The organism is Dyella sp., assembly GCF_051954575.1.
Lineage (GTDB): Bacteria > Pseudomonadota > Gammaproteobacteria > Xanthomonadales > Rhodanobacteraceae > Dyella_B.
Map to the genome: position 1 here is coordinate 1 of NZ_JBQCHP010000078.1, position 14,457 is coordinate 14,457.

At 62.9% G+C, this 14,457-nt stretch carries 13 protein-coding genes; 8 read left to right on the forward strand and 5 right to left on the reverse strand.

What is annotated here, in order from left to right; all coding sequences use genetic code 11:
- Positions 1–240: 240 nt before the first annotated feature.
- Both typA and ACTHNE_RS10555 read right to left on the reverse strand, forming a co-directional pair.
- Entirely contained in the window at positions 241–2,070 is a 1,830-nt protein-coding gene (gene typA / locus ACTHNE_RS10550) for a translational GTPase TypA (protein WP_324937625.1), read from the reverse strand.
- 332 nt (positions 2,071–2,402) lie between these two features.
- Positions 2,403–2,900 carry a VOC family protein gene (locus tag ACTHNE_RS10555; RefSeq protein WP_440269224.1) on the reverse strand — a complete coding sequence of 166 codons (498 nt, stop codon included), beginning with the start codon at positions 2,898–2,900 and terminating at the stop codon, positions 2,403–2,405.
- 569 nt (positions 2,901–3,469) lie between these two features.
- Here ACTHNE_RS10555 and ACTHNE_RS10560 point away from each other — a divergent pair.
- The 4 genes from ACTHNE_RS10560 (at position 3,470) to ACTHNE_RS10575 (ending at position 8,029) form a co-directional block, all read left to right on the forward strand.
- The gene (locus tag ACTHNE_RS10560; protein ID WP_440269225.1) at positions 3,470–4,795 is read left to right on the forward strand and encodes a carbohydrate-binding protein; all 1,326 of its coding nucleotides are present in this window, start codon (positions 3,470–3,472) and stop codon (positions 4,793–4,795) included.
- A 232-nt stretch (positions 4,796–5,027) separates the two neighbouring features.
- Positions 5,028–6,608, forward strand: a complete 1,581-nt coding sequence (locus ACTHNE_RS10565) for a carbohydrate-binding protein (RefSeq protein ID WP_440269226.1) — start codon at positions 5,028–5,030, stop codon at positions 6,606–6,608.
- A 260-nt stretch (positions 6,609–6,868) separates the two neighbouring features.
- Complete coding sequence (locus ACTHNE_RS10570; RefSeq protein ID WP_440269227.1) at positions 6,869–7,042, forward strand: hypothetical protein; 174 nt, start codon at positions 6,869–6,871, stop codon at positions 7,040–7,042.
- A gap of 147 nt (positions 7,043–7,189) precedes the next feature.
- Positions 7,190–8,029 carry a DUF3014 domain-containing protein gene (locus ACTHNE_RS10575; RefSeq protein ID WP_324937615.1) on the forward strand — a complete coding sequence of 280 codons (840 nt, stop codon included), beginning with the start codon at positions 7,190–7,192 and terminating at the stop codon, positions 8,027–8,029.
- 67 nt (positions 8,030–8,096) lie between these two features.
- On the opposite strand, the gene ACTHNE_RS10580 is transcribed toward ACTHNE_RS10575, so the two are convergent.
- Complete coding sequence (locus ACTHNE_RS10580; RefSeq protein ID WP_440269228.1) at positions 8,097–9,521, reverse strand: hypothetical protein; 1,425 nt, start codon at positions 9,519–9,521, stop codon at positions 8,097–8,099.
- A 273-nt stretch (positions 9,522–9,794) separates the two neighbouring features.
- Here ACTHNE_RS10580 and ACTHNE_RS10585 point away from each other — a divergent pair, with 273 nt between their 5' ends.
- On the forward strand, positions 9,795–10,295 hold the full coding sequence (locus ACTHNE_RS10585; protein WP_324937611.1) for a DinB family protein: 501 nt from the start codon (positions 9,795–9,797) through the stop codon (positions 10,293–10,295).
- A 4-nt stretch (positions 10,296–10,299) separates the two neighbouring features.
- Here the strand turns inward: ACTHNE_RS10585 and ACTHNE_RS10590 are convergent, their stop codons facing one another.
- A complete protein-coding gene (locus ACTHNE_RS10590) occupies positions 10,300–11,100 on the reverse strand; it encodes a glucose 1-dehydrogenase (RefSeq protein ID WP_440269229.1) in 801 nt (266 codons plus the stop codon).
- A gap of 77 nt (positions 11,101–11,177) precedes the next feature.
- Here ACTHNE_RS10590 and thpR point away from each other — a divergent pair, with 77 nt between their 5' ends.
- Positions 11,178–11,771 (forward strand): RNA 2',3'-cyclic phosphodiesterase, encoded by a 594-nt coding sequence (gene thpR, locus ACTHNE_RS10595; protein ID WP_440269230.1) that lies wholly within the window; start codon positions 11,178–11,180, stop codon positions 11,769–11,771.
- A gap of 320 nt (positions 11,772–12,091) precedes the next feature.
- Positions 12,092–12,877, forward strand: coding sequence for a class I SAM-dependent methyltransferase (locus ACTHNE_RS10600; protein ID WP_440269231.1), 786 nt, complete (start codon positions 12,092–12,094; stop codon positions 12,875–12,877).
- A 127-nt stretch (positions 12,878–13,004) separates the two neighbouring features.
- Here ACTHNE_RS10600 and ACTHNE_RS10605 read toward each other — a convergent pair whose 3' ends face one another.
- Positions 13,005–14,129 (reverse strand): glycoside hydrolase family 18 protein, encoded by a 1,125-nt coding sequence (locus ACTHNE_RS10605; protein WP_440269232.1) that lies wholly within the window; start codon positions 14,127–14,129, stop codon positions 13,005–13,007.
- A 93-nt stretch (positions 14,130–14,222) separates the two neighbouring features.
- On the opposite strand from ACTHNE_RS10605, the gene ACTHNE_RS10610 reads away from it, so the two are divergent.
- Positions 14,223–14,438 (forward strand): oxidoreductase-like domain-containing protein, encoded by a 216-nt coding sequence (locus ACTHNE_RS10610; RefSeq protein WP_324937629.1) that lies wholly within the window; start codon positions 14,223–14,225, stop codon positions 14,436–14,438.
- The last annotated feature ends 19 nt before the right edge of the window (positions 14,439–14,457 follow it).

The following is a 14,457-nucleotide window of genomic DNA, read 5'->3' on the forward strand; positions in this document are numbered from 1 at the left end:
TTGACCAGCATTCGCTGTTGAAAAGCGCCTCCGCTTTCGCGGGAATGACGGCCCAGTAATCTGGAAGATCATGTGCAAGGTGTATAGCTCGCTGATTTTATTGAAATCATCGAGCAAAAACGTGGGGATACGTCAGGGTGCCAACCCCAACGATGCCATCTCCATGCTGCGCGATGTTGGGGTTTGCACCCCAACCTACGAAAAGGCCGCCTTGCGGCGGCCTTTTCGGTTATCGGCGTATCAACCGCCGCGTGATGCCTTCTTGCGATCGTTCTCCGTCAGATGCTTCTTGCGCAGACGGATTTCCTTCGGCGTCACTTCCACCAGCTCGTCGTCGTCGATGAAGTCCAGTGCCTGTTCCAGCGAGAACTTGGTCGCCGGGGTCAGCTGGATCGCATCGTCCTTGCCCGAGGCGCGCATGTTGGTGAGCGGCTTGGGCTTGATCGCGTTGACGGTGAGGTCGTTGTCCTTGGCGTGGATGCCGACCAGCTGGCCTTCATACACGTTATCGCCTTCGGCGGCGAACAGCTTGCCGCGTTCCTGCAGCGGCCCCAGCGAATAGGCGGGCGTGGTGCCGCCGGCGTTGGCGATCATCACGCCGTTGAGGCGCTTGGCGATCTGGCCTTCTTCCTTCGGTCCGTAATGGTCGAACACGTGGAACAGCAGGCCCGAGCCCTGGGTGAGGGTCTTGAACTGGTTCTGGAAGCCGATCAGGCCACGCGCCGGGATCATGTATTCCAGACGCACGCGACCCTTGCCGTCCGGTTCCATGTTCTTCAGCTGGCCCTTGCGCATGCCGAGGCGCTCCATCACCGGGCCCTGGTGGATTTCTTCCACGTCGACCACCAGCTGCTCGTACGGCTCCATTTTCTGGCCGTCGATTTCCTTGATGATCACTTCCGGACGTGACACGGCCAATTCATAGCCTTCGCGGCGCATGTTCTCGATCAACACCGACAAGTGCAGTTCGCCGCGGCCGGAGACCAGGAACTTGTCGGCATCCGAACCCTGCTCGACGCGCAGCGCCACGTTGTGCACCTGCTCGCGCTCAAGGCGATCCTTCAGCTGGCGGCTGGTGAGGAACTTGCCGCCGGAAAGATCCTTGTTGCCGGCGAACGGCGAGTTGTTCACCTGGAAGGTCATGCTGATGGTCGGCTCGTCCACCGTCAGCGCCGGCAGCGCCTCGGGCTTGTCCAGCGCACACACGGTGTCGGAGATGGTGAGCTCCTGGATGCCGGAGATGGCGACGATGTCGCCCGCTTCGGCGCTGTCCTGCTCGATGCGCTCCAGGCCCAGGAAGCCGAGCACTTGCAGCACCTTGCCTTGGCGCTTCTTGCCGTGGCGATCGATCACCGCCACCGGCATGTTCTTCTTCAGCGTGCCACGCTGGATGCGGCCGATGCCGATTACGCCGACGAAGTTGTTGTAGTCCAGCTGGCTGATGCGCATCTGGAACGGGCCGTCCGGATCCACTTCCGGCTTCGGCGCGTGGTCCATGATGGCCTGGTAGAGCGGGGTCATGTCGCCTTCGCGGGCGTCCGGATCGAGCGAGGCGTAGCCGTTGAGCGCCGAGGCGTAGACGATCGGGAATTCCATCTGCTCCGGCGTGGCGCCGAGGCGGTCGAACAGGTCCCACACCTGTTCCACCACCCACTCCGGACGGGCGCCCGGGCGGTCGATCTTGTTGACCACCACGATCGGCTTGAAGCCCATCGCGAAGGCCTTCTGCGTCACGAAACGGGTCTGCGGCATCGGGCCGTCCATCGCATCGACCAGGATCAGCACGGTGTCCACCATCGACAGCACGCGCTCCACCTCGCCGCCGAAGTCGGCGTGGCCTGGGGTGTCGACGATGTTGATGCGGTTTTCACGCCACTTGATGGCGGTGTTCTTGGCCAGGATGGTGATGCCGCGTTCCTTTTCCTGGTCGTTGCTGTCCATCACGCGCTCGGCCAGCACGGTGCGTTCGGACAGGGTGCCCGACTGCTTCAGCAGCTGGTCGACGAGGGTGGTTTTGCCGTGGTCGACGTGGGCGACGATGGCGATGTTGCGCAGGTTTTCGATGGACATGAGTGCCGGGCTTGGGCGGGCCGTAAGGCCGCCGCGCAGGTTTCGGTAGGGGTTAACCTGCGGATTATACGGGGTTGTGTGACATCTTGCTTGCTGTCTGGCCCTTACGCGTTGCCTGACCATTGCGGCCTGAACTCTCGGTCGCCTGTTGGTGCCCTGTCGCTAAGGTTCCGTTAGCGTCGAATCTCTCAGCTTGCCGGACTGCTCCCTCCCCTGCTTGCAGGGGAGGGATGGGTTGGGGTGAAGCCATCTCGCGATGCATGCCAGCCATGCGGCAAGCCCAGGCAACCCCAGCCCGGCCCTCCCCTGCAAGCAGGGGAGTGAGCCAGCCGCTACGCCGCCGCGTCCTCCACCACGCCCAGATCCAGCTTCTTCATCGTCATCACCTTCTGCATCACGCGCTGCGCCTTCGCGCTGTCCTTGGCGGTGAGCAGCTCGATCAATTGCACCGGCACGACCTGCCAGGACAGGCCGAAGCGGTCCTTCAGCCAGCCGCATTGCTGCGCGGCGGGGTCGCCGTCCTTGGATAGCGCGTTCCAGTAGTGATCTACCTCCTCCTGCGTGCGGCAGTTCACCACCAGCGAGACGGCAGGGGTGAAGGCGAAGATCGGGCCGCCGTTGAGGGCGGTGAAATGCTGCCCGTCCAGTTCAAACGCCACGGTCATCACCGAGTCCGGGGCGCGATGTGTGGCTTGCGCCGTCGCGGCGTCGTAGCGGGTGACGCTGAGGATGCGGGAGTTGTCGAACACCGACACGTAATAGTTGGCAGCTTCTTCGGCTTCTTCGTTGAACCACAGGAACGGGGTGATGCGCTGGAATCGCGAACTCATGGCGGATGCCTCCGTAGTGGATGGGATGTCTTAACTGTGCGACGACCGTGGCGGCGTGAAATCGACAAGCGGCGACAAATATTCGCCGAGCGTTTAGATCGAATGAAACATGTCCAAAGCTGGCTATCGTTGTCAGCGATGTCATGCCATGCAGTGCCTATGGCCGTGTGTGCATGCTGCGTTGCGTTCGGCTGCTGACGCTTCGCTTAGTGCGGAATGATCGCGGCCTGTCTCTTCGCAACGGACGCCATGTGTTGCGGCGCAACGGCAAAAATCTGCGTTTTCGGCCGTTTTTCGCTGTCAGCGTGCACGCTTTGTGAAGGCGCATGCCAGCGATGTGACATTTATTCCTTTGCGATACGAATCACGTTCCAGCGTGGGCAAATCGGCCAATTGCACTGGACAACGTTGTCATGCCGGGCCAATACTCGCGCCACTTTGCGGTTTCATGACAAGCGGTAGCGCGCATGGATGCGGATGGCGACTGTCCCCCTCGGCTGCCTGGAGCGCGGCTGTGAATCGCCGGCGTTCATTCAACCTCGTTGCGTTCCATCAGCCCGGAGACAGTCATGCAAGAGAAGAAGTCCACGAAATGGTCCACCGTTACGGCAAGCGCGTTGAGCACGGCGGTGGGTGCCGCGCTTACCACTACCGTGCTTACCGTCGCGCCGGTGCAGAGGGTGCATGCGCAAAGCACTTGTGCTGCGGCCTGGAGCGCTACGGCCATCTATACGGCCGGCAACATGGCCAGCGAAAACGGCATCAACTACAAGGCCAACTGGTGGACGCAGGGCAACGACCCGGCTACCAACAACGGTGGCCCGGGCAGCGGCCAGCCGTGGACGTCGCAAGGTACGTGCACATCGACGCCGACTCCAACGCCGACCCCAACTCCTACTCCGACGCCCACACCAACGCCGACTCCGACTCCCACGCCGGCACCCAGCGGTTTCGTGTTCAGTCCGTACAAGGACATCACGATCAACCTCAACTGGAACACCAACAGCATGCAGACGGCTGCGTCGGGTTCGGTGCTGCCATTGGTGGGTAGCGGCAGTTTCTATTCGACCAAGGAGCCGAACCTGCCCGGCATTACGCTGGCCTTCGCCACCGGTGCGTGCGGCAGCGAAAGCTGGGGCGGCGTTACGGCGTCCGGTTTCATCTCCGGCAATATCAGCGCGCTCAACAGCGCCGGCCTCAACTACATCGTGTCGACCGGTGGTGCGTCCGGCGTGTTCACCTGCGGATCGGCCTCGGCGTTCGAGAGCTTCATCGCGAAGTACTACACCTCGCACATGCTGGGTGTGGATTTCGATATCGAAGGCGGCCAGTCGCAGGCGGACATCCAGCAACTGGTGGCCGACGTGGCCGCGGCGCAATCGCAGTATCCCAACCTGCGCTTCTCCTTCACGCTGGCCACGCTTGCGTCTTCGGACGGCAGCTACGGCGGCATCAATCAGCTCGGACAGTGGACGGTGCAGGCGATCAAGGCAGCCAGCCCGGCGTTGAAGAATTACACCGTCAATTTGATGGTGATGGATTTCGGCAGCGCGACGGCCGCCAACTGCGTGGTGGTGAACGGCGTGTGCGCGATGGGGCAATCGGCGATCCAGGCGGTGACCAATCTTGAACACACCTACGGCATTGCGGCCAGCCATATCGAACTGACGCCGATGATCGGGCAGAACGATGCGCAGGGCGAAATCACCACGCTGGCGGACATCGACACCATCGTCAATTACGCCACGGCAAACGGCCTGGCCGGCGTGCATTTCTGGTCGCTGGATCGCGACACGCCGTGCGCGGCCGGTTCGGCATCGTCCACGTGCAATTCGTATCCGAGCGTGGGCGCATTGGGTTACACCAACGAGGTCCTGAAGGATCTCGGTAAATAAAACCAAGCAGGGAACGCAGGGGAAACCGCGGCGATTCGGCAGTGCCGGGTCGCTGCGGCGTCATAGCGCGGATTGGCGGGATACGCGGCGCGCGACATGCGCCGCCATGACAGTACCGATATGCGGGATGCGCGGCGGCGTTCGTCTTTGACTTTACGTTTTGCGAACGCGGTCGTCGCATCGCCGATGTTCTTCACCTGTTGCGGTTCAATCCCATTCTGGAGACAGTCCCATGCAAGTGAAACGACCAACGAACTGGACCACCCTGGCATGTAGCTCGTTGAGCACCGCGATATGCGCGGCGCTTGCCACCACGGCGCTTACCGTGGCGCCGGTGCAGACCGTCCACGCGCAGTCGACCTGCGCGGCGGCATGGAACGCATCCACGGCATATACGGCCGGCAATGTGGTGAGCGAAAACGGCATCAACTACGTCGCCAACTGGTGGACGCAAGGCAACGATCCGGCCACCAACAATGGCGGCTCCGGCAGCGGCCAGCCGTGGACGTCCGAAGGCGCGTGCGGCGGTTCGCCCACGCCTACCCCGACACCGACGCCCACTCCCACACCGACACCAACGCCTTCGGGCTGCGATCCAGCCTGGAACGCAGCCACCGCATACAACGGTGGCGCGCTGGTCAGCGAAAACAGCATCAACTACAAGGCGAACTGGTGGACGCAGGGCAACGATCCGGCCACCAGCAACGGCCCGAGTGGCAGCGGCCAGCCGTGGACACAAATCGGCACGTGCAGCGGTTCGCCGACGCCGACACCCACACCGACCCCGACGCCTACTCCCACGCCAACACCAACACCAACTCCAACGCCCACACCGACACCGACACCCAGCGGTTTCGTGTTCAGTCCGTACAAGGACATGAGCATCAACATGAACTGGAATACCTACGCCATGGCCACGGCGGTCACCGGCACGACGATTCCGGTGGTAGGCAGCGGCAGCCTGTATGCCACGCAGGTGCCGAACCTGCCGGCGATTACGCTTGCGTTCGCCACCGGCGAATGCGGCAGCGAAAACTGGGCGGGCGTGACACCATCGGAATTCATCTCCGCCAACATCACGCCAGGCGCCGCCAACTCGCTGGCCAGCGCGGGCTTGAAGTACATCGTTTCCACTGGCGGCGAGGCAGGCGTGTTCACCTGCGGCTCCGCGTCGGCATTCCAGAGCTTCATCGCGAAGTACTACACCGCGCAGATGATCGGCGTGGATTTCGATATCGAAGGCGGCCAGACGCAGGCGGGAGTGCAGCAATTGGTGGCGGATGTCGCCGCCGCGCAATCGCAGTATCCCAACCTGCGCTTCTCCTTCACGCTGGCCACGCTCGGCGCGTCGGACGGCAGCTACGGCGGCATTAACCAGTTGGGGCAATGGGTAGTGCAGGCAATCAAGGCATCCAGCCCGGCGTTGAACAACTACACCATCAATTTGATGGTGATGGATTACGGCGGCGCCACGTCGTCCAACTGCGTGGTGGTCGGCGGCGTGTGCGAGATGGGGCAGTCGGCGATCCAGGCGGTGACCAACCTGGAACACAGCTACGGCATTCCGGCCAGCCATATTGAGCTCACGCCAATGATCGGCCAGAACGATTCCGGCGGTGAAATCACCACGCTGGCGGACATCGACACCATCACCAACTACGCCGCCGCAAACGGTTTGGCCGGCGTGCATTTCTGGTCGCTGGATCGCGATACGCCGTGTGCGTCGGGGTCGGCATCGTCCACCTGCAATTCGTATCCGAGCGCGGGCGTGCTGGCCTTCACCAAGGAGATCCTCAAGGATATCGGCAAGTAGCGTGCAGGTTCAGGGGAGCGCGTCGCGAGAGCGGGAGGCATGCCCCTTTTCGCGGCGCAGATGGGAGGGGGAGGGCCACCGGCACGAACGTGCCGGTGGCTTTTTTTTCTTGGTGCCCAGAACGTGCCAGGAAAGTTGAACGCAGTGGCAGTCGCGGCAGCTCTCACAAAGCGGGCGAACTCGGCTTAATGCCTTGCGGCGCAAGAACTTTTTCTAGACACCGCCAACTTACGTCAGCCTGACGTGCTCGGCTGTCATTGATGCGCCGCCGGAATGTGTCGCAGTTGTCCAAGTTCCTACGAAGATCTCTACGCCGCCAGCAGCCTGGCGCCTACGACCGCGATGACAGCTTCCTCATGCCCGCATCCGCGTTGAAGCGTCGCGTGCAAGGCCGGCCGATGGCGGCGGCTGAAGGGCGCTACCGCGTGGCGTGATGCCTGGCGGCACGAGCATCGCAATGAACGCAAGTGAACGCCCGCGCTTGCTGTGCCTTGTCGTCACAGCGCCGCTGACGATGCGCGCGAACGAACCGCCGATACGCCTGTCACAATGATTGTTCAACGAGCAGAACGGGCAGCATCGTGAATCGAAATATCAAGCGAACCTCATATGGCGGCTGGATCGCCGCGATCATCATCGTGCTTGCTGTCGTGGCAGCGGGCGTCTATCTGGTCCAGCGCGGCATGCATCCGGCCGCATCGGAAAATCCACCGCCGAGCGCACCGCCATCGACAGCGGCGCAGGCGCCAGCAAGTTCGTCCTCTACGATCCAGCACCCCATCGCGCAGGCCGCCGCAGGGCCTGCGCCCGCATCCACGGCAGCGCTGCCGGCCCTGGTCGACAGCGACGCCAGCGTGCGTGAAGCTCTGGCGAGCATGGTGGGCAGCGACATGGGTGCGTTGCTGGCGCCGAGCCAGATCATCTCGCGCGTGGTGGCGACGGTGGACGCCTTGCCGCGCCAGGGCATGGGCAACACTACGATCCTTCCGCTGCGCACGCCCCGCGGCACCATGCAACTGCAGACCGCCAATGGCGCAAGTGTGATTGCCGCTGCCAATGCGGAGCGTTATGCGCCTTACATGACGGTGCTGGCCAAGGTCGACCCGCATGCCCTGGTTGCCTGGTACAAGCAGAACTATCCGTTGTTCCAGCAGGCGTATCGCGAGCTCGGCTACCCGCGCGGCTATTTCAACGATCGGCTGATTACCGCGATCGACGACATGCTCGCCGCGCCGGACGTGCACGATCCGATCGCCGTGACGAAGGAAGGCGCGCGCTATCACTTCGTCGATCCGCAACTGCAGTCGCTGTCGAATGGACAGAAGCTGATGCTGCGTCTCGGCCCTGAGAACGAAGCCCAACTCAAGGCCAAATTGCGCATGATCCGAACGTTGCTGGCAGGTGGCCAGGTCGGGCATTGAGCATCATGCCGAGCGCAAGAAAAGGCCCGCGAAACGCGGGCTTTTTCGTTGCAGCGAAGTGGAGCGATCAACCGTGGTGCATATCGTGCCCGCCACCACCGTGCGGTGCGCCACCTCCGGACGGATGCGGCGCCTGGGCAGGGCGATAGGCACGATATTGCGGTGCCGGCGCCGCGTGGTACTGATACTGCGGTGCGCGGAACTGCGGTTGCGGCTGCGGGCGATACACCGGTGCCGGCGCCGGACGGTACGCGGTGGCAGGCGCGCGATAGGTGTTCATCGGATGCGCATTCATCGGTTGCATCGGACGGCCGGTCGGCGGGACGCCGCCGCCAGGACGATACGGGTTGCTGTAGTTCGCGCTGGGACGTATCGCGTTCGGCGCGACCGGCGCATTCGTGTGTGCAAAATTAGCCGAATGCAAGGCTGCGCCGTTGTTGAAGGGTATCGATTGCGGCGCGCGCATTCGGCTGTTGTTGACGTGCTGCATTGGTGCCGCGTTCGGCATGTTCGCGTGCGGGGCAAAGCTTGCCGAGCGCAGCGCCATGCCGTTGTTCGGCTGCATGGCGTTGTTCATCGGACGCATGGTCGCTGCAGGCATGTTCGCGTGCGGTGCAAAGTTCGCCGAATGCGGCGCGAAGCCGCCGTTCGCCTGTGCAGCCTGCGGCGCATGCATCGCAACGTTGTTCATGTGCTGCGCGACGGAAATCGGGCCTCCACTGCGCGCCGCCGGCACCACGCCGGCGCCGGCGAACACGCCCGCGCGCGGCGTGGCGGCAATCGGCGGCGCGCCGTGATTGGCGGACACGCGCATCGCCGGGTTCTGGCGGGCCAGGTTCATCTGCTGCTGCTGGGCGGCGATCGGCCCCATGCGGGCCTGGCGGGCGAAGGCCATCTGTCGCGGTGTCGCCCGCGCCATCACGCCACCGCGTCCGCCGTTGTAGCTGATGTGGTTGACGTTGACGTTGTTGATCACCGTCTTGTTGTAAACGTTGGTGATGTTCACGTTCTCGATGTGGTTGACGGTGCGGTTGTAGTAGAAGCCGCCATGGCCCCAGTAGCCGCCGTCATAGCCTCTGCCGAAATACCCGCAGCCGTAGTTGATGCCGCCATAGAAGCCGATGTGGTCACCCCAGTAGCCGGGGTGGAACACGTACAGCGCGCCATCCCAGCCCCAATAGCCCGGCGTCCACAGCGCGCCATAGAACGGCGCCGGCACCCAGGTGCCCGGCACCCAGTAATACTCGTCGCCATCCCACGCCCAGTAACCTGGTGTCCAGATATAACCGGGGCCCGGAATCGGTGGTTGCTCATATACGGGCAGTGGCGGAGGCGGCACGCCGACTGAAACGCCTACACCGATGAATACGCCAGCATCCGCTTTTTGTGGCAGTGCGGCGAATGCGGCAAGCGCAGCCAGCGCACCTGCCAATGCACGCAGCAGCAGGCTGCGTCGCATCGAAATGGATGGCGTAACGGCGATGGCTTTCATGGCGTGTCCTCCTGGGTCTGCACCGTACTAGAGAAAACGCGGGAAAATGTTCAACGTTACCGTCACGCGGCACGACAAGTTCGCCATGGTTCAGCCGCGTTTGTCGGCAAGTGTCGCGCCATGGCTTGTGCGGCATGGTTTTGAAGCTTTCCAAATCGCGGATAAACAACGAGCGTTAGCGTTTAATTAAAATGCGGCGCGATAAACCGCGGCGCGTATTTGTAAGTTTTTGGTAAGCGGCGCGAACTCTCCGATCCGGCTAAAAGGCACCCCATGGCGCAGCGCCATCACCTTCACCAGCTCACACGTTATCGCGCGTGGGCCGACCGTTTGCTCTATCAATCGCTCAGCGCCGTGCCCGAGGAGGCCTTGAACGCGCCGCAGCCGATCGTTTTCGGCAATCTCTTGCGCACCTTGCATCACACCTATTGCATGGATCTGGTGTGGAAGGCGCATCTGCAAGGCGTGCCGCATGGACTTGCATCGCGCAACCCGGATCACTGCCCCGCGTTCGACGCGCTGCGTATGGCGCAGGCCGAGATGGACGCGTGGTACATCGACTACGCCGCGTCACTCGATGAGCAGGCTTGCGACGACATCGTGCGCTTTACCTTCATTGGCGGCGGCGAGGGGGAGATGCGGCGCGGGGAGATCCTGCTGCACGTGGTGAACCATGCAACCTATCACCGTGGGCACGTGGCGGCGATGATGTATGGCCTGTCCGTGTCGCCGCCGACCACCGATTTGCCGGTATTCCTGCGCGAAGACAGTTGAGGCGTCAGACGTACTGCATCTTCACCGTCATGCCGCCGTCGATCACGAAGTGTTGTCCGGTGACGAAGGCGGATGCGTCACTGAGCAGATAGACGGCCAACGCGCCGATATCATTCGGTGTTCCGGCGCGTCCGGCGGGATGCTGCGCGTGATCCTTGCGGCTCAGTTTGGAATGATGGCGTTCCTGCGGCTTCTTCCATTCATCGGTGACGATCCAGCCGGGCAGGATCGCGTTCACCCGCACCTTGGGGCCGGAGCTGACCGCCATTGCATGCGTGAGCGCAAGCAGGCCGCCCTTGGTGGCGGCGTAGGCTTCCGTATCCGCTTCGGACTGCAGCGCGCGGGTGGAAGCGATGTGCACGATCGCGCCGCCCGCCGCCGACAGCGACGGCAAGGCGTGCTTGCTGCACAGGAACGCGCCGGTGAGGTTGGTGGCGAGATAGCGGTTCCAGGTTTCCAGCGGCAATTCGTGTAGCGGACCTTGGTGCGGCTCGGCGATGCCGGCGTTGTTCACCAGGCCGTGCAAGCTGCCGAAGTGATCGATTGCGGCCTTGACCCAGCGATGCACGCTGGCTTCGCGCGAGACATCAAGCTGGCGGAAGGCCGCGCGTTCGCCCACCTTCCATTCCTGCAGGCAGGCGTGGCCGGCGTCTGGGTCCAGATCGCCGATCATCACGTTGCCGCCGGCGCCCAGCACGGCTTGCGCAATGCCGCGCCCGATACCCTGGGCGCCACCGGTAACCAGCACGACGCGATCGCGCAGCGGTTGGGCATTGTAGGTGGCGATGGCAGGGGCTTTGCTCATGTTGGTTCCACTTTGGATTGTCAGCACAAAAAGAGCGTAACGCATGCCTGCGTGACGAATGCGCTAGGCTTTTGCGCATGAGCAACACCGAATCGCCTGTCCAGACGGCGCTGTTTGGCCAACCCGCCACGCGCGAGCTGCATCGCCTGTTCTTTGCGCTGATGCCTGATGCCGCGAAGCGCCATGACATCAACCACGCCGCGGCGCTGGTGCAACAACAGCATCCCGGTTTACGCGCGCGCTGGGTGAAGCCGGAACGCTTTCACGCCACCTTGAACTTTCTGGGCGATTTTCCGGTGGTGCCCGATGAAGTGGTGGAGAAGGCGATGATCGCCGCCGGCGCGCTGCACGCGGCACCTTTCACCTGGACGCTGGACTACGTCGCCAGCTTCCGCGGCCGCGAACCGCCGTGTGTGCTGCGCAGCACGCAGGTGCCCGAATTGTTGTTGACGCTGTGGCGCGATCTGCATGCGGCGCTGGTGCGTGCCGGCTTGAAACTGCGCGCCGAACGGCAGTTCACGCCACACGTCACCCTGGCTTATGGCCGGCAGGAGTTGCCGGAAGCGGTGCCGGTAGCGCCGATCGTGTGGGAGGTGGATCGGTTCGTGTTGATCCATAACGTGGTGGGGAAGGGGAAGTATCGGATGCTGGGGAGTTGGGAATTGGCGTAAGTCAGCGCTGGTGTGCAGTCTCCCTCCTCCGTTGGCTTGATTGGCGTCGAATCTCAGCCTGCCGGAACGTGTCCCTCCCCTACGTGTAGTAGGGGAGGGCTAGGGTGGGGTGAAGCAACCTCGCGCGGCATTTCAGCCATGAGGCAAGCTCGAACAACCCACCCCAACCCTCCCCTGCGCGCAGGGGAGGGGGCCGTTATTCGTGCGGTTGAGATTCAACGCCAGTCGAGTCCCCTCGAATGGGCCACAAGTCAGCTATCCGATGCGCAGCCCGCAGGCGCACAATCCGCAAGCTCTCCCAACCCAGTCAGGAGGTCGTCATGCGTTCGATATCTGTCGTACTGCTTGCGGCATTGGCCGTTCCAGGGGCGGCCCTGGTGGCGCAAACGCCGCAAGCCAACCACATGCATGCCTTGCAGTATGTGCCGCCCTACGTCCACGCGGCGGTGGCCGATCCGGCGCGTGGGGAAGATGCCAGCAACGATGCACGCCGCAAGGTCGCCGACGTGATGGTTTTCAGCAATGTGAAGCCCGGCGAGAAAGTGCTGGAGCTGATCCCGGGTTCCGGCTATTTCACGCGCGTGTTCAGCGGCATCGTGGGCGCGACGGGTCACGTTTACGCGTTGTGGCCGGACGAATACGTCAAGGTCGACGGCGATGAATTGGCGCCGTTCGAGAAGCTGGCGGCCGATCCGCATTACTCCAACGTCAGCGTGCTCAAGCAGCCGGCGGCGCAACTGAGCGTGCCCCAGCCGGTGGATATCGTGTTCACCTCGCAGAACTATCACGACTATCCGGACAAGTTCATGGGCAAGGTCGATCCGGTGGCGTTCGACACGCAGGTGTTTGCCGCGTTGAAGCCGGGCGGCCTGTTCATCGTGATCGACCACGTGGCGCCGGCCGGTTCAGGCATGGCCGATACCGATACGCTGCATCGCATCGATCCGGCGATCGTGAAGAAACAGGTGGAATCGGCGGGTTTTGTGTTCGCGGGCGAAAGCAACGTGCTGCGCAATCCGAGCGATCCGCACACCAACAAGGTGTTCGACAAGTCGATACGCGGGCATACGGACCAGTTCATCTATCGGTTCCGCAAGCCAGGTTGACGTAGATGGATGCGTGGGCTGGGAAGCGCCCCAGCCCACGAAGATGCGACGTAGGTTGGGGTGAAAACCCCAATATTGTCATGTCATCCAACATCGCGATGTTGGGGTTTGCACCCCAACCTACGAGTCACTCGTTCAATCCATGCCACATCGCATCCAGCAATTCATCCGCCGGATCGTTGGTCTGCTCCCAGTACATGATGCCGCCCAGGTGCTGCGCCTTGATGTAAGCCATCTTCGCGGCGATCGACTGCGGATCGTCGTAGGTGATGAAGTGATGCGTCTTCGCGTTCCATAGCCACGGCGCCTTCGCCACGTCGTCCCAGTGGCGCACGTAGCCTTGCTTGCCGATGTAGTGCGCTTTCAGGTCGGGCCAGGTGAGCATGTTCACGAAATGGCCATAGGGTTGATACAGGCCATCGTGATCGTCCTGCACATCGGCGAATTCGCGCCCGTACAGCGCCGCGCCGATCACCAGTTTCTTCGGCGGCACGCCGGCGGCCAGGAACTGCTGCACAGCGCGATCGGTGGTGCGGCCGTCGCCCTTGATCAGCGGCGAGGCGTGCAGGCCGGTGTGGTGGCCGGTGGTGGGCGTGTTGGCGTTGACGAAGTCGTAGGTCATCAGGTTGAACCAATCCAGCAGCGGATTGATCGCTGGAATATCGACGTCGCTGACGAACGGACCATCGGCGATCGCCACGCTCAGCGTGTAGTGCTTGCCGTCTTTCTGGCCGGCGCGATCGAGGCTGGCGCGGATCGCTTTCAGCAGAAGGGTGAAGTTGGCCTTGTCGTCGGCGCTGGAGCGGATGCCCGATTCATGATGGCCGGGATATTCCCAGTCCACGTCGAGCCCGTCGGCATGCTGGGCGGAGAGCATCTGCGCGGCGGTGTCAGCGAATAGCTGGCGTCCCGCCTCGCTGCTGGCCGCTTCTGAGAAACCGCCCGCCGACCAGCCGCCGACCGAGACGGTGACCTTGAGTTTCGGATTGACGGATTTGAGCGCGAGCAGTGTCTGCAAGGTCTTGCTGCGATCCGCGTCGAGCCCTACGCGGCCGTCTTTCAGTTGCGCGAAGGCGTAGATCAGCGTGTCGATCTTGCCGACATCCTTGGTCTGCGCGGGATCCCAGCCGGTGGCGTAGCCGACGATGCGATAAGGCGATGCGCCATCGGCGGCGATGGCGCCGTTGGTGGCGAGCAGAACGAACAACGCTGCGGCCCATCGGCTGGCGCGGCGAAAGAACATGTGGCGCATGTGCACTCCTTGGTGGATCGATCGATGGCGGCGCTACGCTTGACGTGCAGGCAGCAGGACCGCATGGTGAAAGCTGCCTGGCCTGCTTTGCGTATGAACGACACGCCGATCCCCAACGATAACCAATTGCGCGACGATCCGCCGCCGGCGCCACCGGTCGAACCCGATCCGGGCGATTGCTGCGGCAACGGATGCGATCCATGCATCTTCGATCTGTACGAGGAAGCGCGGCAGCATTATCGGCAGGCGCTGGCGGCCTGGCGCGAGCGTCATCCGGATGTGGATCCGGCTTCGCCGGCGCCGCCCTGATGCATTCCCCTTACGACAG

Excerpts from the sequence above, each read along its gene's own strand:
- typA (WP_324937625.1), bottom strand. The coding sequence starts at position 2,070 with ATGTCCATCGAAAACCTGCGCAACATCGCCATCGTCGCCCACGTCGAC.
- ACTHNE_RS10555 (WP_440269224.1), bottom strand. The coding sequence starts at position 2,900 with ATGAGTTCGCGATTCCAGCGCATCACCCCGTTCCTGTGGTTCAACGAA.
- ACTHNE_RS10560 (WP_440269225.1), top strand. The coding sequence starts at position 3,470 with ATGCAAGAGAAGAAGTCCACGAAATGGTCCACCGTTACGGCAAGCGCG.
- ACTHNE_RS10565 (WP_440269226.1), top strand. The coding sequence starts at position 5,028 with ATGCAAGTGAAACGACCAACGAACTGGACCACCCTGGCATGTAGCTCG.
- ACTHNE_RS10570 (WP_440269227.1), top strand. The coding sequence starts at position 6,869 with ATGCGCCGCCGGAATGTGTCGCAGTTGTCCAAGTTCCTACGAAGATCT.
- ACTHNE_RS10580 (WP_440269228.1), bottom strand. The coding sequence starts at position 9,521 with ATGAAAGCCATCGCCGTTACGCCATCCATTTCGATGCGACGCAGCCTG.
- ACTHNE_RS10585 (WP_324937611.1), top strand. The coding sequence starts at position 9,795 with ATGGCGCAGCGCCATCACCTTCACCAGCTCACACGTTATCGCGCGTGG.
- ACTHNE_RS10590 (WP_440269229.1), bottom strand. The coding sequence starts at position 11,100 with ATGAGCAAAGCCCCTGCCATCGCCACCTACAATGCCCAACCGCTGCGC.
- thpR (WP_440269230.1), top strand. The coding sequence starts at position 11,178 with ATGAGCAACACCGAATCGCCTGTCCAGACGGCGCTGTTTGGCCAACCC.
- ACTHNE_RS10600 (WP_440269231.1), top strand. The coding sequence starts at position 12,092 with ATGCGTTCGATATCTGTCGTACTGCTTGCGGCATTGGCCGTTCCAGGG.
- ACTHNE_RS10605 (WP_440269232.1), bottom strand. The coding sequence starts at position 14,129 with ATGCGCCACATGTTCTTTCGCCGCGCCAGCCGATGGGCCGCAGCGTTG.
- ACTHNE_RS10610 (WP_324937629.1), top strand. The coding sequence starts at position 14,223 with ATGAACGACACGCCGATCCCCAACGATAACCAATTGCGCGACGATCCG.